This window comes from Bacteroidota bacterium (assembly GCA_039111535.1).
Lineage (GTDB): Bacteria > Bacteroidota > Rhodothermia > Rhodothermales > JAHQVL01 > JBCCIM01.
This window is the reverse complement of the sequence record JBCCIM010000088.1, coordinates 1-24,750: the sequence shown is the minus strand read 5'-3', so window position 1 is coordinate 24,750 and position 24,750 is coordinate 1. Positions and strand designations below refer to the sequence as shown.

The 24,750-nt window shown below is 50.9% G+C and carries 14 protein-coding genes; 3 read left to right on the top strand and 11 right to left on the bottom strand.

Translation table 11 applies throughout. The annotated features are described in order from the left end of the window. Positions 1–426 precede the first annotated feature (426 nt). The 3 genes from AAF564_14350 to AAF564_14340 are packed head-to-tail and all read left to right on the top strand — an operon-like array spanning position 427 to position 4,012. Positions 427–1,356 (top strand): glycosyltransferase family 2 protein, encoded by a 930-nt coding sequence (locus AAF564_14350; GenBank protein MEM8486729.1) that lies wholly within the window; start codon positions 427–429, stop codon positions 1,354–1,356. A 16-nt stretch (positions 1,357–1,372) separates the two neighbouring features. Beyond that, the gene (locus tag AAF564_14345; protein ID MEM8486728.1) at positions 1,373–2,833 is read left to right on the top strand and encodes an oligosaccharide flippase family protein; all 1,461 of its coding nucleotides are present in this window, start codon (positions 1,373–1,375) and stop codon (positions 2,831–2,833) included. Between the two features lie 9 nt (positions 2,834–2,842). Continuing rightward, positions 2,843–4,012 carry a glycosyltransferase family 4 protein gene (locus tag AAF564_14340; protein ID MEM8486727.1) on the top strand — a complete coding sequence of 390 codons (1,170 nt, stop codon included), beginning with the start codon at positions 2,843–2,845 and terminating at the stop codon, positions 4,010–4,012. A 60-nt stretch (positions 4,013–4,072) separates the two neighbouring features. Here the strand turns inward: AAF564_14340 and AAF564_14335 are convergent, their stop codons facing one another. The 11 genes from AAF564_14335 to AAF564_14285 all read right to left on the bottom strand — a co-directional run bounded on the left by AAF564_14335 (position 4,073) and on the right by AAF564_14285 (position 24,640). Next, positions 4,073–6,925, bottom strand: a complete 2,853-nt coding sequence (locus AAF564_14335) for an alpha/beta fold hydrolase (GenBank protein MEM8486726.1) — start codon at positions 6,923–6,925, stop codon at positions 4,073–4,075. 44 nt (positions 6,926–6,969) lie between these two features. Then, positions 6,970–12,366: an amino acid adenylation domain-containing protein gene (locus AAF564_14330; protein ID MEM8486725.1), complete on the bottom strand. Its 5,397-nt coding sequence runs from the start codon at positions 12,364–12,366 to the stop codon at positions 6,970–6,972. A gap of 52 nt (positions 12,367–12,418) precedes the next feature. Continuing rightward, a complete protein-coding gene (locus tag AAF564_14325) occupies positions 12,419–15,310 on the bottom strand; it encodes a type I polyketide synthase (GenBank protein ID MEM8486724.1) in 2,892 nt (963 codons plus the stop codon). A 23-nt stretch (positions 15,311–15,333) separates the two neighbouring features. Beyond that, positions 15,334–17,535: an HAD-IIIC family phosphatase gene (locus AAF564_14320; GenBank protein ID MEM8486723.1), complete on the bottom strand. Its 2,202-nt coding sequence runs from the start codon at positions 17,533–17,535 to the stop codon at positions 15,334–15,336. 411 nt (positions 17,536–17,946) lie between these two features. Then, complete coding sequence (locus AAF564_14315; GenBank protein MEM8486722.1) at positions 17,947–18,849, bottom strand: hypothetical protein; 903 nt, start codon at positions 18,847–18,849, stop codon at positions 17,947–17,949. 344 nt (positions 18,850–19,193) lie between these two features. Then, a complete protein-coding gene (locus AAF564_14310) occupies positions 19,194–19,895 on the bottom strand; it encodes a GNAT family protein (GenBank protein MEM8486721.1) in 702 nt (233 codons plus the stop codon). Between the two features lie 177 nt (positions 19,896–20,072). Continuing rightward, positions 20,073–21,245 (bottom strand): DegT/DnrJ/EryC1/StrS family aminotransferase, encoded by a 1,173-nt coding sequence (locus tag AAF564_14305; protein MEM8486720.1) that lies wholly within the window; start codon positions 21,243–21,245, stop codon positions 20,073–20,075. Further along, a complete protein-coding gene (locus tag AAF564_14300; protein ID MEM8486719.1) occupies positions 21,208–21,729 on the bottom strand; it encodes an acyltransferase in 522 nt (173 codons plus the stop codon). Before AAF564_14300 ends, AAF564_14305 begins: the two co-directional genes overlap by 38 nt. Positions 21,730–21,743: 14 nt before the next feature. Further along, positions 21,744–22,781, bottom strand: a complete 1,038-nt coding sequence (locus AAF564_14295) for a Gfo/Idh/MocA family oxidoreductase (protein ID MEM8486718.1) — start codon at positions 22,779–22,781, stop codon at positions 21,744–21,746. A 283-nt stretch (positions 22,782–23,064) separates the two neighbouring features. Next, positions 23,065–23,793, bottom strand: coding sequence for a sugar transferase (locus tag AAF564_14290; protein MEM8486717.1), 729 nt, complete (start codon positions 23,791–23,793; stop codon positions 23,065–23,067). A 193-nt stretch (positions 23,794–23,986) separates the two neighbouring features. Beyond that, positions 23,987–24,640 carry a CpsD/CapB family tyrosine-protein kinase gene (locus AAF564_14285; GenBank protein MEM8486716.1) on the bottom strand — a complete coding sequence of 218 codons (654 nt, stop codon included), beginning with the start codon at positions 24,638–24,640 and terminating at the stop codon, positions 23,987–23,989. Positions 24,641–24,750: the final 110 nt, after the last annotated feature.

Here is a 24,750-nt window from a genome sequence, read left to right as displayed (position 1 = left end):
GGGAAATGCCGCGTTGTTGGTCGAGTTTCGATGACGAGTTCTTCGGAATCGGGATGGTAATTGACCGGAGCCATTCAGCTGGTGGAGGTTGAGAGCCAAGTAATGACGCATTGACTCTGTCCAGCTGAAGACCTGATAAACGAGAGCAGAAGCCCGATGACCGCAAGCCAAAGGTTACCTGCAATCATGTGATGAGGCGTACTGCCCGACCCCTATAAATTCGTATCTAAGCGCAAGAAATATTTTATTCCAGACGAGCGGCTGCACGTAATGATTAAATAGGTAGGCGGCGCTAGAATGATTATATAATTCCAGGCATTGACGCGTTGTATCTTCCCACTGCAGATCGCAGCACAATGGCCGATACTCAACCCACAGCGCGGAAGTCAATTCGACTGCAATGAAGCCGTAATCTCAAAGTAATTGATGGGAGCACCCAGTGCCCTCGGCCAGATGATGAATTCTAAAGGATATGCGCTTGTAACGCCGGCGAAGAATGAGGCAGCGTTTATAGAAAAAACCCTCGCGTCCGTCGTAAAGCAGACTGTAAAACCGGTGAAGTGGGTTGTGGTTAGTGACGGATCAACCGACGATACTGATGCCATCGTGCAGCGTTATGCTGAACAATATGATTTTGTACACCTCGTCCGTAGAGACAGTGAGACACGGCATTTTGGCAATAAAGTACACGCGTTTCGCGCCGGCTATGATACGCTGGGTGATGTAGCATACGACTTTGTGGGCAATCTCGATGCTGATATTGAGCTTCCACCAGACTATTATGAGCGCATTCTCGAACGGTTTGTGCAGAATCCAAAACTCGGGCTTGCCGGTGGCACTCGGTTTGACTTCTGCGATGGCAAATTTGTCAAGGTACATTGCGCCCGAAATAGTGTAGGCGGTCCTTTTCAACTGTTTAGACGGGCTTGCTACGAAGCGTTTGGTGGTTATTTACCGTTGCAATTGGGCGGTATTGATGCTGTTGCCGAAATAATGGTGCGACAGCATGGCTGGCAGGTCCAATCCTTTACCGACATCACCTGCCATCATTATCGTTGTACCGGCACTGCTAAAGGCAGCATTTATCAGGCTGCATTCAGGGGAGGGAAGAAATTATATGTTATTGGTTACCATCCCTTGTTTGAATTGGTAAAATTGATGCGCGTGCGCAGCGTAAAAGGACTCGTTGCTAATATGTATGAACTGGCCGGCTATTCACAAGCTGCGCTGTTACGGTTGAAACGGCAAGTGCCAGAAGAATTTGTGACCTACCTGCGCAACGAGCAGAAAGATCGGTTGAAACATCTCTTTATGCTCAAAAAAGATCCAGCAATGGTTGTTGATGCGGCGAATTGAGGCGGAATCTCGCTAGATGGATAATAAGTTTATAAATAAATTTCTTAAGGGATCAGCTTTCTCCTCAATAGGGACTTTGGTGACAATCATTGTCCATTTTTTGAGCATTAAAGTCATGTCCGCCATGTCCCATGCTGATTTTGGGACACACGCGTACATCGTGGTCATTAGCCACGGTTTTCAAATTTTGAGTGGACTCGGGCTCAATCTGACGCTGGTGAAAAACCTGTCGGGCAGTTTTGAGACCATTAACCGCAAAGTGGTGTCCGGGATTTTCCTCGCGCGAATCTCCCAGATCGGATTGATTAGCGTTGTTGTTTATGCTGTTGGGCACCAGTTTTTACCGCGGCTAACAGACGAAGGCATCACACCTTTTATCATATATATTCCCATCATTTTTAGCCTGGGTAGTGTACGGGAATTGTTGTTGAACATGCTGCAAGGGCTCCAGCAGTTTAACAAATACGCATATATAAACATATTCTCTGCCTTAACGAGATTAGGCAGCATTCTCTTCTTCTTTTACATCGACCAATTAACCGTAGCCAACATGATATGGGTGGAGATAATCACCTATGGCTTGTCGTTATTGGTCTTGATTGTCAATGCTCCGTTGGCGCGTCTGTTCACATTTAATGTCGATAAAGAAGCGTTTAAGGCAATTTTTAGTTTTGGATTGCCGCTATATGCAAATGACATTTTGACGTATATCTACAACCGGGTCAATGTGTTGCTGGTTGGAGGATTGCTTACGCTTGAGTCTGTTGCCTACTACGATATGTCTGGTAAAATTCCAGATGGGTTTGGCCGTCTTTTTACGTCGTTAATTGTGGTTTTCTTTCCAAGTATTTCAGAACTGATTAACGAAAACCGTCATGGCGAAGCGCAGAAGTTCATGAATCGAGGCCTGGTCCTCGGCTCCACGTGTCTTTCTTTTGTAGCGTTGGGCATTTTCTTGTTCAGGGATGAAGTGATGCTGCTATTGGCAAATGAAACGTACCTCGAAGCTTCGTTTGCGCTGGCGTTGATGATGATCAACTTCAACCTGAATTCTATAGCACGGATGATGGGGTACACCATTGTGGCAGCTGGCCACACCACGGTACCTGTTAAAATCAACCTGGTATCCAGTGCTGTAAACATTATTGGATGCCTCATCCTGATACCGCGATATGGCTATGTCGGCGCGATCTACTCTTTAATCGGGATGAACGTGGTATCTCAGATCTTAAACTACTTTTTCCTTGCCCGTGCCGGCTTAAAACCGCAGGTGCTCGGATTTACAAAATCGACCCTCTTTATTGTAACGCTTATTGTGGCTTACATGACCTGGCTGCCAGATACGTACCTGCTGCGCGGGTTGACCCTTTTGGTCTATGTCGCACTGTGCTGGATTTTTATTCCAGAAGTCAAGTCCTCCGTGCGGTATGGCCTGAAGCTGGTTGGCGGTCGCTGGTTTTCATCCAATGGAACGTAGGGGAAGGGTATGAACGAAAAACAAAATGCTGCACAGCCGCCTGAGGCGCTGGTTGTGGATTCCCTTGTCGGGAATGATTATTCACTTTGCCTGTGTGCCGGCCTGCATGATGCCGGCACAAACGTTGGGCTGGTTACAGTGGTTAACCGAGAAAAACCATTTGAGATTGCCTACCCGTTAATCCGATGGGCGCCGCCGAAGCAGGGCGGAAGCAAAATTGGCAAGCTGTTCCAGTATTTCGGGTATCTATGGCGGCTTTATCGTTTTGCGGCCCGCAGCCGGCGACAAGGGCAGGTGCTCCACTTTCAGTTCTTTCGCAGGGAGCGTGTAGAGAGCTTCTACATCGCATTTCTGCGCATGATGGGGCTGCGCATTGTTTACACGGCTCATAACATTGTCCCGCATGAGGCCGCAAAAATTGATCGGTGGCTGAAGGCCCTCGTGTATCGCTCAGCCCATGCCATAGTTGTTCATTCGAACTATGTGAAAGCCGCTCTCCTGGATGCTTTCCCGATGCCAGACGAAAAAGTTCACGTAATCCCGCACGGTAACTTTGATCATTACCTGCCGGATCAACTGATTGAAAAAACAGCGGCACGTGAGGCCCTCGGACTTGCGGCACATCACAAGGTGTTGTTGTTCTTTGGCTACATCCGGGAATACAAAGGGTTGGATTTGCTCCTGGATGCCTTTGTGCTTGCGGCAGCTGAAGATCCTGACCTGCGACTCGTCATTGCTGGTGCGCCGCATACAGACGCGCTGGAGCGCTCCTCGAAGGCGTTGATTGAAAAGGCAGGTTTAGGCGAACGCGTCATTTTCCACGCCCGTTTTATCGCGCACGAAGATATTGCGCAGTACTTTGTTGCTGCAGATATGGTTATGCTTCCCTACAAGCACATTTATCACAGCGGCATTGTGCATCTTGCATACTCATATGGCCGGCCTTCCCTTGCAACCAATGTTGGCGATTTTTCCGAAACCATAGAAAACGGACGCAGCGGGTACATTCTAGAGGAAAACTCAGCCGAGGCTATGTCCGCCAAAATAGTAGATGCTGTTAAAGATCCTGAGAAGCTTTGTGAGATGGGGCGGTATGCCAAAGCTTTGAGCTCCTCGAAGTATTCCTGGCTGGATATTGGGAAGCAGACGCGCGCCCTGTATCAATCTCTCAGGGCTTAACGGTCCTGATACTGGCCTGGCCTGGTTGGGTGTATGGGATGCGAGGATTGAGGTCCAGTATTAGTTCTGCGACAACTCCGGCAGCGGATCTTCCTGGTATGTTTTGGCAATGCTGTAAATTTCGGCACGGAGGGCCTGTGCGAGCTCTTTTACAAAAGGTTGCACCAGCATCCCGGCCGGGTATACAGACAGCACGTGCGTTTCCAGTTCATGCGCGATGTTTTCCCAACCGAGGCCTTCATGGCGGTGGAAGCTGTATTCTTTCATCGGAATGAAATTCATCAGGCGGCCGGCGTACTCGTCGGGTTCATAAACCATCACGGCCTCGTCATTGGCACGCCATACTTCTGCGAGGGCACGTGGGTTGAAGCCCACCTCGTCTTTTGGAATCAGCTTTTTCGGATTGACCTTCACTGCCACTTTGCCGCGCCACACTTTTTTCCGGCGTTGCAATTCAGCTGCTTTTTCTGACCTGAAAATCTTACGTTCTCCTTTAGAAAGGAGGAAGTAGTTGCGAATGTGGAATTCGAGTTTCTCGAAGTAATAGCGGACTTTTGACCAGAACGTTTCTTTGGGGGCCTTGGCCCAGTTGTACGTTTCCAACATTGCAAGCAGGGCAACTTCTTGTCCCTGTGCCCGCAGTTGCTGCGCTATTTCCAGTGCAAGCGAACCACCCATGCAATATCCTAACAGCATGTAGGGCCCATCCGGATGTGTCCTCCGGATGGCTTTGACGTACAGCGCAGCCATGTCTTCAATGCGACCGAGAATGGGCCGCAGGCCATCCATGCCTTGCGATTGCAGGCCGTAGACTGTTTGGCTTGGGCCAAGTTGAATGGCAAGATCCCGGTAGAGGAGTACATTGCCGCCGGCACCGTGCAGGCAGAAGAGCGGTATGGTGTTGCGCCCCTGTTGAATAACAACAACCGGCGACCAGTCTTCTTCTTCCCCAAGCCGTATCCGGTCAGCCAACGCTTTGATGGTTGGCGCTTCTAGCAAAGCCGCCAGCGGGACTTCGCAGTCGCTGATGTACTTCTGTATTTCGTTGAAGATATCAACGGCCATCAACGAGTGGCCACCAAGGTCGAAAAAGTTGTCGTGTACACCGATGTTGCTGATGCCAAGCGCACGCTCCCAGATACGGGTCAGAATCTGCTCGATGTCATCATGTGGTGCAACAAGCGGTTCTGGTAATTCTGGATGCGCCTTGGGTGGCAACATATCGCCACCCGCTTCCGCGCCGTTTACCGTCAGGGTAATCGATTGTGTAGGACTGTCTTCTTTGTCAACAGGCAGCGATTTGTCGAGCGAATCCAGATCATCCGACAGCGTATCGCCTGCGGACGGATCTATGGATGACAACCGTGCTGCCAGTTTTTCGTCTGCCGGTTCAGCATCTGCTTGTTCTGCTGCTCCCGGTGGATCGATTTCAATAACCTGATCTGCCACTTCTACATCTGCAACGGGTTGCAACGGCATTTCGAAAGCCGGCAATGATTCCATCAGCAATTCAGGGTTTTCCCCGATACCACGTAAGACAGCGACGTAATTTGCCAGCAGGTCCGAAATGGTTTGCTCATCAAACAATTGGGATTTGTACTCTGCCGTAATTACGATGTCGGTCCCTTTTTGCTCGACGTACATTGCAAGGTCGAAGTCGGCACTCGAGTTTTCCAGTTCGATGGCGTCAATTTCCAGACCGGGCAGTTGCAGAGACTGCGAAAGCGAGTTCTGGAACGTGAAAAACGACCGCGTTAGCGGGGTGCGGCGCAGCGAAGGCATGGCTGCAATCATCTCAAAAGGAATATCCTGATGATCGCCGGCTTCTGCTGCTTTAGTTGTAATATGGTCGGATATGTCCTGAAAAGACGTTTTGTCGTTGAGTTGCGTGCGGAGCACAAGTAAGTTGTTGAAATACCCAACCAGTGCTTCCGTCTCTACCCTGTTTCTGCCTGCAACAGGCACACAAACAGCCAGTTCAGACTGGTTTGAATACCGATAAAGAAGGCATTTAAACGCTGAAAGAAACAGCGTAAACGGGGTTAGCTTTTTCTCAACACTAACCTGCATCAGCATTTCGAGCAGGGCTTCCGAGAGAATGATGCGTTTGCTTGCGCCAGTGGTTGACTGCGAAGCGCTCAATTCGTGGTCTATTGGCAGTTGAATGGGGGCAACGCCCGACTCAAATTCTTGCTGCCAGTAGGCAATTTGTTTTTTTGCGGCTTCATCCTGGAGCCATGTTTTTTGCCAGTCTGCAAAGTCAGCGTACTGCACGGGCAGCGCTGGTAGAGCCGGCTTGCTCTGTTCGATCAGGCCTTCGTATTGGGCTGCAATTTCTTTGAGCAGCAAATCGAAGGACCACGCGTCACCAACCAAATGGTGAATGGTGACGAAAAACAGGTGATCATTTGGGGCAAGTGTGATGAGCCGCGATCTTACGGGCTGCCCCAGGGCCAAATCAAAAGGCGCGTTCAGGTCTTTCCGAACCAGCGAAATGGCCGCGCCAAGGCGCTGCGTTGCCGGCAAGTGAGAAAGGTTCTTAACCGGCAGGGGCTCAGCAGGTATGTCGCTTAGCGTTTGTTGCCAGGTCCCTTTCTCAAGTGTAAATGCACACCGAAGGACTTCATGGCGTTCCAGGGTATACCGGATTGATTTTTCAAGGGCCGCTACGTCTAGCGGTCCCATCAGGCGGTATGCCTCTGTAATGTTAAACCTGGACGTGCCAGGTGTCAGCTGTTCCAGAGAGAGCAGACGGCGTTGGCCGGCTGATAGGGGATACGCTGTTGTATCTTCTCGTTGAACAATACCCGGACCAACAGACGCGCTCTGCTGGCGCTTCTTCTTCAAGCGAAGCTCCAGCAGTGCGCGCTGTTCAGGCGTCAGGTTTCGAATAGCATTTTCAAGTTTGCTCATCGATAAATTTTACAACGAATGAGGGGAACTACAGGAATGAAAAATCACTCGCCGTTCTTCAACAACGCAGCAACTTCCTCTTCCGTCAGATCTTCCAATTCTTCGATCATCTGAAGAATGTCATCGTCAGTTTCCTGGCTGGCCTGTAGTTCTGTTATGGCCAGCGCAAGATCGGCGATGGTTGGGTTTTCAAAAAACAGACGTAAAGGCACATCGTATTGCAGGGGCTCACGCAACCTTGCAATGACACGGGTTGCTTGTAGCGAGTGGCCTCCGAGGTCAAAGAAATTGTCCTGGATGCCCACTTTTTCAAGTTGCAATACTTCAGCCCAAACATCAGCAATGGTCTGCTCCGTTGGGGTCCTTGGCGCTTCGTAAGAATCTTCCAACGAGGGCCGCTGGCCTTCCGGATCAGGCAGTGCGTTGCGGTCAACTTTGCGATTTGGCGTACGCGGGAGCGCGTCCATTTCAACAAAGAATGCCGGCACCATGTATTCTGGCAACGAATCGCGTAAGAACGCTTTTAAGTCGCTCACGCTGAGGTCATCTGTCTTGGTTGGCACGTAATATCCAACCAGATTCGTTTCCTCAAATTCGTCACGCCGGGCAATAACCGCAGCTTCTGTAATGGCCTCATGTTTGACCAGGGCTGCTTCAATTTCACCCAGTTCAATACGATAACCGCGTACTTTAACCTGTGAATCGTTGCGGCCAAGGCATTCGAATGTGCCATTGGGAAGAATCCGCGCAAGGTCACCTGTGTTGTAGATGCGCGACCCAGGTTTGCCAAAAGGATTTGTGACAAATCTTTCAGCTGTCAATTCAGGCCGCTTCAGGTAGCCTCGTGCAAGGCCGTCACCGCCAATGTATAGCTGGCCAATGGCGCCGTCGGGTACTGGTTGCAACTGGTCATCCAGAATATAGAATTGCGTATTTGCAATGGGCGTACCAATGGAGATCAGCGCTGCATCGTGTGCCATTTCATGCACAGATGACCAGATCGTTGTCTCTGTTGGCCCGTACATATTCCAGAGTGTTGCGCACTTCCCTTCCAGGTCACGGGCAAGCGTTGGCGGCATGGCTTCGCCACCACACAACGCGGTTAGATTGGATTTGCCGCGCCAGCCGGCTTCCAGTAGCATGCGCCATGTTGCAGGTGTTGCCTGCATCACGGTTGCATCTACAGACTCAAGCGCTTCAGCCAGTTTTACCCCGTCTACAGACGTTTCACGGGATACAACAACAACTTTGCCGCCAGAGATAATCGGCAGGTACAGTTCTAATCCAGCAATATCAAAAGATAAAGTCGTCACGCTCAACAGCGTATCCGTATCACTGAATCCTGGCTCCTCCTGCATTGCACACAAGAAGTTAACCAGCGCACCGTGTGAGATCTCTACCCCTTTCGGATTTCCTGTGGACCCTGACGTGTATATAACGTAAGCCAGGTTTTCAGCTGAAGTTTTTGCTTCAGGCTTTTTCTTGGATCTACGGGAGATCTTGTTCCACTCGGTATCAAGGCAGATCACTTCCAGGTCTTCCGGAAGCAGGGATTTGTCGATCGTTGCCAGCAGCGCTTCCTCTGTGAGTAGCAGTTTTAGTTCTGCGTCTTCAATCATGTAGAGGAGGCGCGACGTTGGGTACGCAGGATCCATTGGGATGTATGCGCCGCCGGCTTTTAATACACCAAGCAACGTTACAAGCATGCCGGCTGAACGCTCCATCTGAACACCGACAAGTGCCTCGGGCCCTACGCCCATGGTTTGCAGGTATTGTCCAAAACGGTTTGCGTATTCGTCCAGCTCCTTGTATGTCAGGGTTGTGTCTTCAAATTCAACCGCAACCACATCCGGCGACTGTACGGCTTGCTGCTCAAACAACTCGATCAGCGTGGCATCGCTCGGGTATTCAACAACTTTCTCTGCAAATGAGGTCAGTTTGTTTTCACCCGCTTCTGCAATGGTCAGTGGGAGGGTGCCAATGGGCATCTCCGCATCTGCCGCTATCCCCATGAGCAGGGCCTCAAAGTGGCCTACCCACCTGCGAATGGTCGCTTCATCGAACAGGGCTGCGTTGTAGTCGAGGTCGAGGAAGAAGCCATCTTCCATTTCGTTCAGGTTGAAGAACAAATCGAAGTTGACTGCTTCCTTTGGCGACTGGGCTACAGCAATTTCGAGTCCGTGGAACGCTACGCCGGCGCCGTCGCGGTCGAGGTTGAAGTTAACCTCAACGAGCGGCATTCTGCTCGGGTCACGTGGAATGCTCAACTGGCGGATGATGCCACCGAGTGTGCATTCCTGGTAGTCGTAAGCGTCGAGCACTGAAGTTGTTGTCTGCTTCAGAAAGTCTGCAGCGGGCAACGCGCGGTCCATGCGGGTACGCAATGGAAGCAAGTTTACACAATGTCCGACCAACGCATTTTCGCCAAACTGGAGTTGGCCGGCCGTTGGGATGGCAACAACAATGTCATCCTGGCCCGCCAGGCGCCCCAGCAACAGGTTAAAGGTCGACAAGACCAGCGTGAACAGGCTCACGTTTTGCGACTGGGCAACTTCTTTGGCTGCCTTGTATGCGCGGATGTCAAACTGGTAGCGTACGGTTGCGCCTTCGAACGATTTGAACGCCGGCCGCGGCCGGTCTGTTGGCAAGTTGAGTACAGGCGGCAGATCAGCAAACTGCTCTACCCAGAAGGCATATGCATCCTGTACATCTTCGCCGGCCTGTTCAGCCAGTTCTTCGCGAACGTATTCGCTGAATTTGCCCGCTTCTGGCAGCTCAACTGTCTCACCTGTTACGGCAGCAGAATACACTTCACCTATTTCGCCAAGGATCACCGACCATGACCATCCATCACAAATGATGTGATGCCCTGAGAACATCAACAGGTGGTTGTCTGCCGCTCGGCGTACCAGTTCGATGCGCACAAGCGGACCATTGGTCAGATCAAACGGCGTGGAGGCGTAGCGTTTGAAAAGTGCATCCACTTCTGCTTCTTGTGCTTCGACTGACATCTCGGAGAGGTCAGTGAAGGGCAGTTCGAGCGGTTTTGGATCTTCAAAAATCTGCTTTGTACCATCAGCATCAAAACGGATGTGCAGGGCTTCGTGCCGCTGAATTACCGTTTGAATGGCCTGGTGCAGTTTGTCCATATCCAGGTCGCCTTTCAAGGTCATGTAGAAAGGCTCGTTGAAAGAACTGGATGCTTCTGTACCCAGCTGTGAGGCCAACCAAATCTCGGTCTGAGATTCAGTTAGTGGTAATTCACGCCCCGCATGGTCCTCATTAATGCGAGGCGTCTCCACTAAAAAATCCGGCCCTCCTGCTGCATTCGCAGTCAGTTCTTCCTGTGGCAGACCGTCTCCCTGCATCGCGCCGGGCTCGGGCAGGAAGCCACCTTCCTGAAGCTCGATGATGGTTTCTTTAAATGCGTTTTTGATTTTCTCGATGTCTTCATCGGTATGCTCAGTCGATAGGAAAAGGTTGTCGAAGAAGCCACGCGTGAAAATGCCTTTTTCGAGCAGATGGTAGTATACCATGTCGATATACTCCATGTCGGAGGCATACGAGAATCGGAACAGCGAGGTGTACTGCAACAGGCGTACGGGTACGTGCCGTTCTTCAAAGAAATTGTTCAGGTCGGCAACCAGTTCGATGGTTCGTTCTGTCAGTGTTTGCTGTAGCTCCGGCCCCGCTTCTTTCACCCGTGTCAATACCGCTTTAGCAGCGGCCATCGCGAGCGGGTGGCGGACAAAGGTGCCGGCAAAGAAGGTCATGTCTGCTTCGGGCAACGAATCGTCGCCGTACTGCCACATGCCACTATCGAGGCCGTCAAGATATTTTGATTTGCCGGCCAGTGCGCCAATTGGCATACCACCGCCGAGCACTTTGCCGTACGTTGCCATGTCAGCGTTTACACCAAACCATTCCTGTGCACCACCCGGTGCAGCCCGGAAGCCGCTGATCACTTCGTCCATGATGAACGCGATGTCGTGCTCACGCGTCAGGTCGTAGAGATCGTGCAAGAACTGGCGTGGTTGAAGGTCTGGTTTTGAGCTCTGAACAGGCTCAATGAGTACCGCTGCGATTTCATCTGCGTGTTCGCGAATGATATCGAGGCCGGCAGGGTCGCCGTAATCGAGTACCAACGCGTTGTGCGCGTACATTTCAGGGACACCCGGTGCAGCAGGAGACATGCGTCGTTTGCTGCCAATCACATTTGCACGGACAAGCACCTGCTCGAAGTTGCCATGGTAAGCGCCGCCAAAGAATACAAACCGCTCTTTGCCGCTGTAGAGGCGGGCCAGGCGCAGCGCTGCCATTACGGCTTCGGATCCAGTATTACAGAACGTTGCACGTTCCTGGCCCACGAGGTCGCAAAGCATCTGCGCCACTTCGCCGGCAAGCGGAGACTGTGGCCCTATTTCAACACCCAGTTTCAGCTGCTTTTCCAGTTCTTCCGTAACAAAATCTGGAGACTGACCAAACAGGTTCAGTCCAAAACCCATGGCAAGGTCGATGTACTCGTTGCCATCGATGTCCCACAGTTTGGAGCCTTTGGATTTTACGGTTGTGATCTGGTAAACAATTTCTTTCCAGATTTTCCTGAATCCTGCAATCCCGCGTGGGTCTGCAAAATGCGGACGGTGCTGTTGCGCGCGGCGCTTGGACTCTTTGGTCTGTTTGGTAAAGCGTTCGATCAATGCATCAAGATGCGCCTGCTGTTTAGGTGTCAGGCCGCCGTCGTCTGCGCGTTTGACCGGTTTATAAGGTCCAAACCGTTTACGCTCTTTTGTTGCCTGGTCTTCTTTTACTGATGAAGCAGGTTCATTGACGATGGTCGCGTTTGCAGCAGGTGCAGGAGATTCAACCGCTGTTTCTGGCGCTGGCAGTGCGGCTGGGGCTACTAGCGGTGCCGCTGCGGGCATGGCTGCCGGTGCCGCACCGCCTGTCAGCATGGCCAGTTGCATCGACATCACATTCAGCTGGTGTGCCATTACATGCTGCAGTGCATCGTTGCTTGCGCCGGCCGGAAGACTCATCGGCGCTGTTGGCATTGGCATGTTAAATGCCGGTGCTGGTGCCGCCGGAGCTGGAGGCGCTGCAGGCGCAGGTGCTGCCGGGGTTTCCTGTACAGGGGCAGCCGGCGCTACAGGAGCTGCTGCGGGCGCTGCTGCGGGAAGTACACTGTCGGGCGCTTTTTCAGCAAGAAATCCAACCAATGCTTCAGGCGTCGGGATTTTTTCAATCAGCTGTCGGAATGAAATTTTTACCTTGAAGTTCGTTTTCAACGCCTGGCTAAACTGAATCAGAAAAAGAGAATCAAATCCTAATTCGAGAAATGTTGCAGACTGGTCGAGTTCGTCCAGGTCGAATCCGGATAAATCGAGTAACACCGACTTAAGCTTGGACTGGACAAGGCCTTGTTTTTCTGGAGTGCTCATGAGAATAGGTAACGATAATTAATAATCTGTAGCTGAAGTCAGCAAAGCGTGATCAATCATTCAATAAATTTCGCCAGGCCTGGAGCTGCAGCGCCATTACATGGAGCTGTTGTTCGATTAGCTGGCGTTGTTCAGTATTGAGGGCCGTTTGTGGCATGGTAGCCACGTGGGCTGGGCTATGGCCGTTTTGGTAATTCGTCTCAGCGACGTGTGCGGGAAGTGTACCGTTTGGCTGTACGCCATTTGTTGCATGCCCATTGGATGCATGGGCAACCACTTCCGGATCTTCATCAAACCAAAATCTTTTCCGTTCAAACGGATAGGTAGGGAGATGCACCCTGCGTCTGGACTCTGCTTCGTATTGCGTAGCCCAGTCGATTGTAACACCAGCCTGCCAGAGTTTGCCTGTGATTTCTGTGGCATACTTGGAAGCAGAAATAGTTTGCTGCACATGGGGCAGGCTGGAGAAGAAATCTTGTTTGTCACTGGTATCCGGATGTTGCCGGGCCAGGGTACTTAGTGTTTGGCCGGGGCCCACTTCCAGAAATACATCGTTCGATTCATTGACGATCTCTGAAACGGCATCGGAAAAACGAACTGTTTCACGCAGGTGTCGGGCCCAATAGGTTGGATCCTGTGTGTCTTCTGCGGTGAGCCAGCGGGCGTGTACCGTCGACATAATGGGGACCTGCGGTGCTTGCAGTGAGATGTTTGCCAGGGCTTCCGCAAAAGGCGGAATGGCATCTTCCATCATGGCTGAGTGAAACGCATGTGACGTATGCAGTGGCCGGCAGATAAATTCTGCGGCTTCGAGTTTTTTCTGCAGCGCTTCAATGGCCGGCGTTGGGCCGGAAAGCACACACATAGCCGGACTGTTGATCGCGGCAACATCAATGTCTGTTGATAAATGGGCCTCCAGATCTGCCAGCGGTGCGCGTACAGCCATCATTGAGCCGCCGGGCATGTCTTGCATCAGTTTGCCGCGTAGTGTAACCAGCTTTAGTCCTTCTTCGAGCGTGTACACGCCGGCAAGGCAAGCTGCTACAAATTCGCCAACACTGTGGCCAATCATTGCTTTGGGCGTGAGGCCGCGGTGCATCCAGAGTTTGGCGAGTGCGTAGCTCGTGGCAAAAATACCGGGCTGCGCCACCATGGTCTGGTTTATTTTTTTGCCTGCTTCGTCTTCTTTGTCAGCTGCAGGGTAAAGGAGGTCGCGGATTTCAAAGCCAAGCAACGGCTTCAAAATGTCCGCACATTCGTCAATGGCTGCCCGATATACCGGTTCGTGCTCATACAGGTCGCCGCCCATGCGTATGTGCTGCGCACCCTGACCAGGAAACATGAAAACTACTTCGCGATTGCGCCGGACTTGTTGCCGGGCCAAGATCTTTTTGGTATCGCGTTCTTCGAGTAGCGCAAGGGCTTCTGCTGCATCACTGGCTACAAAGCAACGGGAGTGGTTGAAAGTTTGCCGTCCCATCTGCAAGGTGTACGCAATGTCTGCCAGGCTTGCGTCCGGGTTGTCCTTCAGAAATTCCTGAAGCCTGTCCAGCATCTGATCAGCTGCACTGCTGCTACGGGCAGAAAGCGGAATGAGGTGAAATGGTTTTTTCGACGGGTCTGCTTTGACCTCTGGGGCTTCCTCTACAACAACGTGTGCATTGGTGCCGCCTACGCCAAAGGAACTGACGCCGGCCCGACGGGGAAGATGCTCCGTTTCCCAAGGCGTGAGTTCTTGATTTACAACAAACGGCGTTTCTTTGAAGTCGATGTTGGGATTCGGTGTCTCAAAGTTCAAGCTCGGAGGAATGACCTTGTTTTGCAGCGCAAGGGAGGTCTTCATGAGGCCGGCAACACCAGCTGCAACATCGAGGTGCCCGATGTTTGGCTTCAGCGAGCCAATTCTGCAAAACTGCTTTTCATCGGTTTTAAGACGGAACGCCTGGGTCAGCGCATCAATTTCTATTGGGTCTCCTTTAGGGGTACCCGTACCGTGTGCTTCGACATACGAAATGGTACGCGGATCAATATCCGCAACGGCCTGCGCAAGTGCGATGGCTTCAGTTTGGCCTTCTACACTCGGGGCGGTGTATCCCACTTTAGACGCACCATCATTGTTTACGCCCCAGCCTTTGATGACGGCATAGACACTGTCTCCATCTGCAATGGCATCTTCTAGGCGTTTAAGCAGCACAACGGCCACGCCATTGCCAAAGACCGTTCCCTGGGCTTTTGCATCAAAGGTCCTGATGTTGCCATCGGGAGATACCATGCCATCTGTTTCGTAGAGATAGCCTCTGTTTTGTGGAAGTTTCAGTGTTGAGCCACCCGCCAGCGCCATGTCGCACTGATAATTCGACAGGCTCATACAGGCCTGTGCAACGGCAACCAGTGAAGTTGAGCAAGCTGTTTGGATGGTGAGACTGGGGCCGCGCAGGTTGAGTTTGAACGAGACGCGGGTCGACATATAATCTTTGTCGTTGCCCAGTTCGTTCTGCAAAACGCCCCCGTGAAACGAGTTGGCGAGGCTGGCAATAAATGCAGGATTGGTTTCGAGGCTGCAGAGCGTGTAGGTGTTCATGTAGCTGCCGGCATACACGCCAATTGAGCCTGGGTAGGTAGAAGGGATATAGCCGGCGTCTTCGACGGCTTCCCAACTGCACTCCAGAAACAGGCGATGCTGCGGGTCCATGGCCTGGGCTTCTTTTGGATAAATACCAAAAAATGCAGCGTCAAAATGATCAGCGTCTGTAACTACCGCCCCCTTCTGCACAAAATTAGGATTCCCAGACAAGAATTGTCGATCTGCCGCCGAGAGCTCCATGTCCTCGTCCGGAATTGGAACGATGGAGTTGACCCCTTCTACCAGGTTTTTCCAAAATCCTTTTACATCGTTTGCCCCGGGAAACCGCCCGGACATGCCAATAATTGCTATTCCATCCATGCTGATTCAATCACTTTTATCAATTATCTCAAATTCAATTGCAGCCGCTTTCTTTTTTCCATTGCTGCTTTTTGCCTTGCTGCTCGCTCCTGAATTGCATTTGCCCTGCTAGATTTATCTGGCGAAGCGCCCAGATACTCAATAAATGCGCGGATTGTCGGGAGTCCGAACAGGGTTGTGAATGGCAGATCAACATCAAATTGACCCCGTAACCCACCGTAGATTTGCACCAGTTGGAGCGATGTGCCGCCCAACTCTTTAAATCCATCATCCAATCCTATGCCATTAATGCCCAAAACATCTTGCCAAATGCGCGCAGCCTGTTTTTCCTGCTCGGTTTGTGGTTCGATATAAGGAGTTTGCAGCGCAGGGCGGGGGACTGTTCGTCTCAGTACCTGCGTATGGATGCGTTTGGCTGAATTCAACGTGGTCGCAATGGTCTCCCAGGAAACCATGATTTGCTTCACCTGGCCATTTGCGGAGGACGGGCCGCTCGTGGCAGCCTTTTTTGTAGCAGCAACTGAAGGTGTTGCAGCCTCCAGTGGCACTATTTTGAGGAGATCCGTTGTTTTGTACTGATAAACCGTGCCTTTTTCGAGCGTGGTTTTGTCAGCAGTAGCTACGGTTTCAAGGAAATTGAGTACAGGTAGATTCCGCTCCGTTTCGGAGAACGCAATGTCAATCCGATCGATTTGTTTACTCCGGGCTTGTTCTGCAAGGTAGCGAGCCATGGATTGCTCTACACCACGGCCCAGGGCCCTGCAACTCAGGATAAGTGAATCTACTTGCAGCGCGTAATCGGAGAAATTGTACAGAAGTACGCCTACGAGGCCGTAGTCGCCGTACCGATCACTGACTTGTACAATGGCAGCTTCCAGGCTGGCTGCAGTGAGCAGCCTTTCTAGATCCGCTTCACTACGACGAATGGTTGTTGCATTGAACTGGTTTGTCCGCTGTGTTAGCTGTGCTATGCGCGGATAATGTTCTTTTGCCGGCGCTGCGATGTTTATCGAAAGGTTCAGCCCCTTCAGAAAGTCTTGCAGCGAAGTAGACGAGCGCCGTTCTTGCTCTCGTCGGGCGTTTTGCTGGTAGCGTTCAGCCCGTTTTTTGTCTTCATCTGTGACCCCCAATTTGTCGAAGATCCAGATGTGTGACAAGAAGGATTCAATTTCAGATGGATTGGCAGGTAACTGGAATACGGTAACATCCGGACAATTGGCCCGCACTTCGGCGCATTCAACCGGGTTGTCATCAATAAAGATGAAGCTGTCGAGGCCGAGGTTAAGGTCGGCTGCAAGCGACTTGATGTTTTCTGATTTTGCAATCCAGTTGACTCGCTTTGCCACGATGTCTGCTGGCTTGAGCAGCATGTCCGGATTTTGTTCAAATACCGCATCGACATCGGCGTCAATATTTTTGCTGGCAAGACAGAGTAACATGCCTTCAGCCTTTTGCTGCTGCATAAAAGCTTGTAAGGCCCGGAAGGGCTGCGTTATTTGTACCCCCGTAGGACCGAGTTCGCCGCATACGCCTTGCCAGAGCGTGTTGTCACAATCGAGCGCGATGACCTTGTACGGCGCCCGCTCTTGTGCTGCATGCTGGCGGACGGTTGCAGAGGCGAGGGCAGCGTAGCACGTTTCTGTATAAGGCACGTGGCCGGCTTTTGCCGTGTGTGGATTGTCGTAACCGGTGAGTGCGTACCAGTTCAGCAACTGATGTTGCGGCAGACAATCTATATGGTTTGTGCCACGCAGCCGGTTGATAATTTCTGATTCCGTCTGTGCAAGGATAGCCTGTTTGGCTGGATCTGCTGCGCTTTTTTCGGAGAAAGGTGTAAAGATAAGCAGGTGTTGGGCGTCGCCTCGGAGGCAGGCCACTTTGATTGCGTTGACCAGATCTTCTGCATTTTGCAGCAGCATCGCTTTTGCTTCATCCGCAGGTGCGCCGGCTGGTGCAGCCTGCAGCCAGTCTTCCAGACGCAAATAGATCACGTTAAGCGCATCAATTTGCTTTGACGCGTTTTGCTTTGATGCCTTGTTTTGGGCAAAAAGGCTATTGGGATCCAGCAGTTGCTGAAATACCTGGTTATACGGTGCAAACGCTACCGTGTGTGGCCGGTTGAATTGGTCCAGCCAGAACGAGAGGGTTTTTTCCACCGGCTCCGCAGTAAACGTAGACGCAATGGCTACGTGTAATTCAGCAATGTCTGGCGACATAGATTGCATTTCCAATACTCCTCAACAATAGCATTTTTCTTTTCCCCTACGAGCGATCACCGGTAGTATCGGCCAAATTGATGTCGAACATTACCCCTGAAATAACCTGTTCGGGTGAGTGTACAGGTTGTAATATTGAAGCGTGGATCGGGAATCAGGAGTCGACTTCGATAAGAAGTAGCCGTACTGGGGATAAACACGAAATTTGATGTAAAACCGCACCGTTTGCTAGCACCTTTGGCGCATGGAATTGGCTCAATTGGATTTAACTTAAATCCTTATTAGGCGCTAGCCTAAACGTGGGTTTGTTGATAGGGAAAAGCGGTTTAGGTTGAATGTGAAATATGGCTTGATAAAGAGGTTGTAACCCACGATATGTGGCCGTCCTGTAATTTTTCTCGAGCATTTCTCGGCAGATAATCACTGGTCGGCTGTAACTGTTTGCGGATGGCGCACAGTCGCTTGGGACCGTTGCTTCCAAAACGAAGCTACTTCTCGCGGCAAGGCATGCCAGTATTGTCCTTTGTAGGTCGTTGCGATGTGAGAAAGAAAATCGCTGTAAATGGACGCAGGAAACGTCTCCTGACCTGGTTGGCCATCACCGAAGTGGACGTAGTCGGGATGCACATTCAGTAGCACCATACCCCCGTTTTTTGCAATCCAGGCGACTTTTTCTTTCCAGATCTTCGGATTCCGCTCCTCCATAATGACATAGAGCGTGAAGTCTTGGGGTAGGGTGTAAGGCAGTTCAACGTAGCCGGCTCGGTCGCCGTCATCTTCTACCATAAAAGGGAAAATGTTGCTTATGGCGTCTGGCTGCGGCTCAAATGGGTCCGTATCAAACGTAGATGCGTCGTAAAGAATGTTGAGATCCCTGATCCAGTCGAGATTGTGATGCATGGCCGGAGAGCGAAATCCCACAACATCCCATTCTGCAATATACTGGTTGATTTTGGCTGCACGTCGCCTGAACTCTTCTCGCGTTTTGTACAGCTTGCCATCATGGTTCAGGCCGTGAACGCCAACTTCAAATCCTTCTGCGGTGAGCAAATTGCGCAGGTCTGCCGATACATGATACCGCTCGGGCACAAAATTGAATGAGGATACAAACCCCTGCGCTTTTTCAAGACGCATCAAGGCCTCACACTTGTTGTGGCCTCCTGCAAGTTCTACGTCGTGTGTCAGAACAACTGCAAACTGTTTACCATCCGGCCAGCCCTGCCAGTTGGCGGGTGGCTTTACGGCGTCGGGGTCGATAGGCCAATGGTGCGCGTGTTTAATGCGCAGATGCCTCATAAGCCGTCGCCGCATGGCAATTTGCATGCGTCTGGGGATTAATGGTTTTGCGAGATAAAAAAAGTCTTTGATACGCACGTTATTGCTGGAGCACTTCGCAGGGCGTAGCCGGCTTGCTCAATGGGTTGAGAACAGGCTACTATTTTTTACTACATTCGACAGAATAGGACAAAAATAAAGCGCTGGGAAGGTCGATCCATGGCGCCTGCAACCTGCAGGCTGGTACCGATACGCAGTTTTGTCTCACTTAAAAGTGGTCTGTTTCTTTGCCCCCGTGCAATCAATTTGGGCTGAGATATGACCGCATTGCCGCTGGCGAGCAAACCATGGGCAATGCAAAGGCTTTGGCATTTTTACGCAGGGATGTCAGGTTAACTGCCTGTACAAAGTCCCATACGGATGATGTCTTGATATTTACCTTCGATGTACACTTCGTTTCGCAAAATGCCCTCTACGGAGAAGCCCAGTTCTTCGTTAATTCTGATGTTTCTGATGTTATTACTGAGCGTGTTTAGATAGATTTTTTGTAGGCCGAGAGCTTGCAGGCCATAGTTAATCCAGAGCCGCGTCGCCCGTTTGCCGTATCCTCGGCCACGCATATCGGGTTCGCCGATCAGTTTGCGGAGTTCAGCTTTCTGTTGGGTTTGATCGTAGTCCAGAAATGCTACACATCCAATCGGTCGGTGCCCTTCATGCATGATCAGCCCGAGTATGTGCTGTTTTTGGTCGAGCAGTTGATCGAGAGAAATGGTTTGTGCCGTGAGCCGGTGTCGGAGAAAGTGCTGGCCCTCTGTGTCGTTTAGCCAATGTTTTATGCGCTCGCGATCGTCCTGGGTACAGCAGGCCTGGATGGACAGTTCATCATCCTGCATACTGGCGGTCTCAGGCGTCAGCGTACTGGAAGGGGAGGGGGCGTCGCCTGCCTCGCCTTCCTCCATAGATAGCTGCAGCAAGGTATTAACAAACCGGAGGATGTCCGGTTTTTGCATACCATACTTGCTGGCTTCAGAATAAACGCCCTTCGCGAGGGCGTCTACTGTTTTCTTTTTGATTCCATTTTCCGGATTAAGCATATTGCCTTTCAGCTACATAATGGGTAGTGCTGTCATTGTTACACACAGTATTGGTGGGTAACAAGGTTCAATCCGAGGGGTGCAAACCGGAGGTCTATATACAGTTGCAGGATGCGGAGGGATATCCGCATCCTGCAATGTCAAACTGTTGTAGCGCGTAATTGCGCACAAATTTGATCAGGACACAATCGAGGTTTTTGTATAGCTCGATGCATGCCCATCACCGCCAACTTCTTCAGCGTGTTGCGCACCGGCAATTTGCTTCAGTGTTTCGGTGACGTGCAAGATGTGTGAAGGCGTCAATTCAGGAAACATAGGCAGCGAGATGTACTCAGAGGCACATTTTTCAGCAACCGGGAAGTCTCCTTCTTTGTAGTTCAGCGACGCATATGCTTCCTGCAAGTGAACAGGCACCGGATAGTGAATGCCGCAAGCCACGCCATTGTCACGCAACTCCTGCATGACAGCATCCCGTTCCGCCATCCGGATCGCATAAATATGGAATACGTGCGTGCCGTATGAAGCAACCGTTGGCGTAACGATGCCCGGTACACTGGCAAGTACGTTGGTGTACTCGCGGGCATGTTGCCGGCGCAGTTCATTCCACTGGTCGATGTACTTCAGTTTAACGGAAAGTACAGCGCCCTGGATGCCATCCATGCGGCCGTTCCAGCCAATAACTTTGTGGATATACTTTTTGGACTGCCCGTGGTCACGAATCATTTTGATCCTGGCAGCAAGATCCGCATCGTTGGTCACCACGCCGCCAGCTTCGCCATAAGCACCGAGGTTTTTGCCAGGGTAGAAGCTGAAACACCCAACATCTCCGATGGAGCCGGCCCGACGACCGTTGTAGGTCGCACCATGCGACTGCGAAGCATCTTCTACAACAAAGAGATTATGCTTGCGTGCGATTTTCATAATTGGATCAAGGTCCGCCATCTGTCCAAATAAGTGTACAGGAATGATGGCTTTGGTCCGCGGCGTGATCGCTGCTTCAACCGCTTCCGGATCCATGTTGTGCGTGGTTTCATTGATATCCACGAGCACAGGTGTTGCGCCGGCAAAAGAAATTGCTTCTGCTGTTGCAATAAACGTGTTTGCTGTTGTGATGACCTCGTCACCATGCCCAACGCCCAGGCCGGCTAAGGCAAGCCAGATGGCTGCTGTACCGTTACTTACGCCTACAGCGTGTTTGGTCTGGCAATAAGTGGCAAAAGACTCCTCAAATTGCTCGACAAACGGACCGCCGGCAAAAGCAGTTCTGTCGAGCACCTGCTGAATGGATGCGTTTACTTCATCCTTTATAGAATTATACTGCGCTTTGAGATCTAAGAATGGTACTTCCATTGGATTCTGATTGGCTAATCTTGCGTATAATGCGGGCTGGGTTGCCGGCCACAATCGTGGCAGGGGGGACGTCTTTTGTTACAACAGCACCAGCGCCTACTATGGCGTTTTTACCGATTCGGACACCGCCAAGAATGGTGGCATTTGAGCCGATAGAAACCCCTTCTTCAATAACTGTATCTACACAGTCCCAGTCTTCCTCTGTTTGCAACGAACCGTCGCCATTGGTTGCCCGGGGGTAGAGATCGTTGATGAACATCACGCCGTGACCAATAAAAACCCGGTCTTCGATCGTGACGCCTTCGCAGACAAAAGAATGGCTGGAAATTTTGCAGTGGTCGCCAATGGAGGCGCCTTTCTGGATTTCGACAAATGTGCCGATCTTTGTATGTGCACCGATGGTACAGCCGTACAGGTTTACAAAAGCATATACTTTTGCGCCTTCCCCCAACTGTACATCATCAGCAATGCGTACGTAGTCCATGCTGTTCAGATGATTTAGTTGGTCTGTTCTGCCGGCTCCATTGCCGGCTTAACTGCGACAGCTGCGCCGTTGGCTTTGAGTGAATCAACAGCTGCTTCGATGATGCGAATCACGCGGAGGCCGCTGTGCCCATCACTGCGTGGCGTTTGCTGTTCCTTGATGCATTCAACAAAGTGGCCACATTCGGTGCTCAGCGCTTCACGTTCCTGAATACGCGGAATGTAAATGTCACCATAGCGGTAGGAGAACTGGAATTCGGCGAAATTATCGTAATAGGCTGGCTTCTCTACCCCTTTGTCGTAAATTTTAATCTTCTCGTTCGGACTGGTATCGTCGTAGACCAGCATTTTCTTGCTGCCCACAAAGATCATGGAGCGCACTTTATTGGGATCGATCCAGCTGTTGCGAATAAAAGCGATGGTGCCTGAGTCGAAGGTCATCGTTGTCATTGCAACGTCTTCAATCCCTTCTTTGAAGTGACTCATGCCCTGTGCATTTACTTTGCTGGGCTCCTGCTCAAGTACGTAGGTGATAATAGAGATATCATGTGGCGCGAGGTCCCAAATGACATTGATGTCTTGCTGGAAAAGGCCAAGGTTTACGCGCGTACTGTTCACGTAGAGGATGTCGCCAAGCTCACCGCTTTTAACGATGTCCTTGATTTTGTTGACCGCAGCCGTGTATTCAAACGTATGGCCAACCATCAGGACGAGGTTTTTGGAAGCAGCCAGTTCAATCAATTCCTGGCATTCCTCGGAAGATGGTGTCAGTGGTTTTTCCACAAACACATGTTTGCCGGCTTCAAGGAAGCTCTTGGCAAGCGGATAATGTGTCCACACAGGTGTAGCAATGGCTACAGCATCCAGGTCAGAGTTTAGGAGGTCTTCGTGGTTCTTTGTGGTTTCGACGTGGGGAAATAGCGACTTGATTCTTGCCAGACGATCATCCTGCATGTCACAGCAGATGGTCATTTCGCAACCACTTGTATTGTTAAAGTTGCGGATGAGGTTTGGGCCCCAGTAACCGCAACCAATAACACCAATTTTTAACATGCTTACCTCAAATGCTTCGCTTCCACGAGTGGATGCTAATTATTATTATGGATAGAGCCCTTGTGTGAGTCGAAGCCAGTAGATGACAAAGATCTTTTATCCGTTTTCGGTTAAGATGTGGGTCTTATTAAATGCTAGTCGTGACAAAAGAAGGGTCATCCGGCGAATATTCCGTGTGCCGGGTGTCACGACATTATTTTTTCATTATAGAGCGAGTACGTATCGTGCCGCACATCCGGGCAATCACGGGATCAAACAGCGTCAAGAGCGGAAAGAACGATGATTATGCTGCGGTGCTTGTATTCAAAGCCGCAGGAATAGTCTGTAGCAGAATCTTCATGTCGAGGAGGAGATTCTTTTTATCGATATACTCAAGGTCAAGCTGAACCATTTCATCAAAAGCAATGGAGCTGCGTCCGCTTACCTGCCAGAGGCCGGTAACACCTGGTTTGACGCTCAGACGCTGTAAATGCCAGCTTTTGTATGCCTGAACTTCGTAAGGGATGGGTGGACGCGGGCCAACCAGGCTCATGGTGCCGTTGAGCACATTGAAAAGCTGTGGAAGCTCATCAAGACTGGTTTTTCTGATAAAATGCCCAAATTCAGTAATGCGAGGGTCGTTTTCGATTTTGAACTGTGGTTTGTCTTCAGCATCATTGGCTTCTACTTCTCCACGGATCAACTTCTGCATGTACGCTTCGTGGATCGACGTGTCGTTGCCGTGGGCCATTGATCTAAATTTGTAAAACTTGAAAGGCTTACCACCTTTGCCGACACGTTCTTGCACAAAGAACACAGGTCCTTTTGAGCTGAGCTTTACGCAAATTGCCAAAACAAGCAACAGAGGAAAGCTCAATACCAAAAGTACGAAGGCTACCGTAAAGTCAAAGCATCGCTTCACCACACTATAGCCGTCCCTGGCTTCTGCTTCCGCCTCCATGCCTTTAATAAAGCTTGTGAGGGGATCCAGCGTCGATTCTTCTGGGACGCTACTTACTTCTGTTAACCGCATAACACCTTCGAAATTAATATTCGGGACTAAGACGCGTGGGTCTCCGAATGGGATAACGAAGTATACTGCGGTATGCGGTTTATCTAATGGTTGTTATGGCGCATGCGCCTGTCTCCTCTGGACTAAGTTTTGGCTCAAATAGTGCGAAAAAACGAAAGAAAGAGCAGCCTTGAGGCATGTCCAAGTGGTGACGTTAGGCGCTTTCAGATTCCATTGTGGAAGCTGCTGGAAGCTCAGGATACTGTGGCTCATACTGGTAAGAGTAGCCATATCCGTAGCCATAACCATAGTCGTCAGCAAAGCGTTTAATGTCGCAGGCGTTGATTACACTGCCCAGCAAGTGCACATTGAATTGCCGGAAGTCCTGAATGGCTCTATTGAGGTTGTCTTTGCGCGTGTAGTTTGGTTTAACCACAAGTACTGCGTTTTTAACGAAGTTACCAAGGGTTAGTGCGTCCACCGTTCTGGTGACCGGTGGGGTATCAATCAGGATGTAATCGTAGGCGCTTGAAATTTCAAGCAGGTAGTCCTTGAATTTATCTGAGTCGAGTAACTCACTCGAATGGTCGATAGAGCCGCCGGCAGGGATCACATCAAGCGAGTACCGCTGGTGCGTTGTCTCCATCTCGCGGTCATCCATCCGTATGGTTGGATTAAAGAGACTCATGTCCTGAAAAGACGGGTCATCGAGCGGCGTGTAGACGTCGGGTGTCGTGATATAATCGTGTGTTAGGAAGTCTATCAGCCCGGGCGCATTAAATGGTATATTGAAGAACCGGCCTACCGTTGGATTCTTGAGGTCACAATCAATTACCAGGATGCGTTTGCCGGCCAAGGCTAACAGCAATGAGAAGTTTGGCGCTGGCGCATCCCGCCCGAGAACTGATGCGGGTACTGCATGATCCGGACATCGGGCTCGGGGATGCCGACCTGGCGCAGCAGATCGACCGCCCGCGC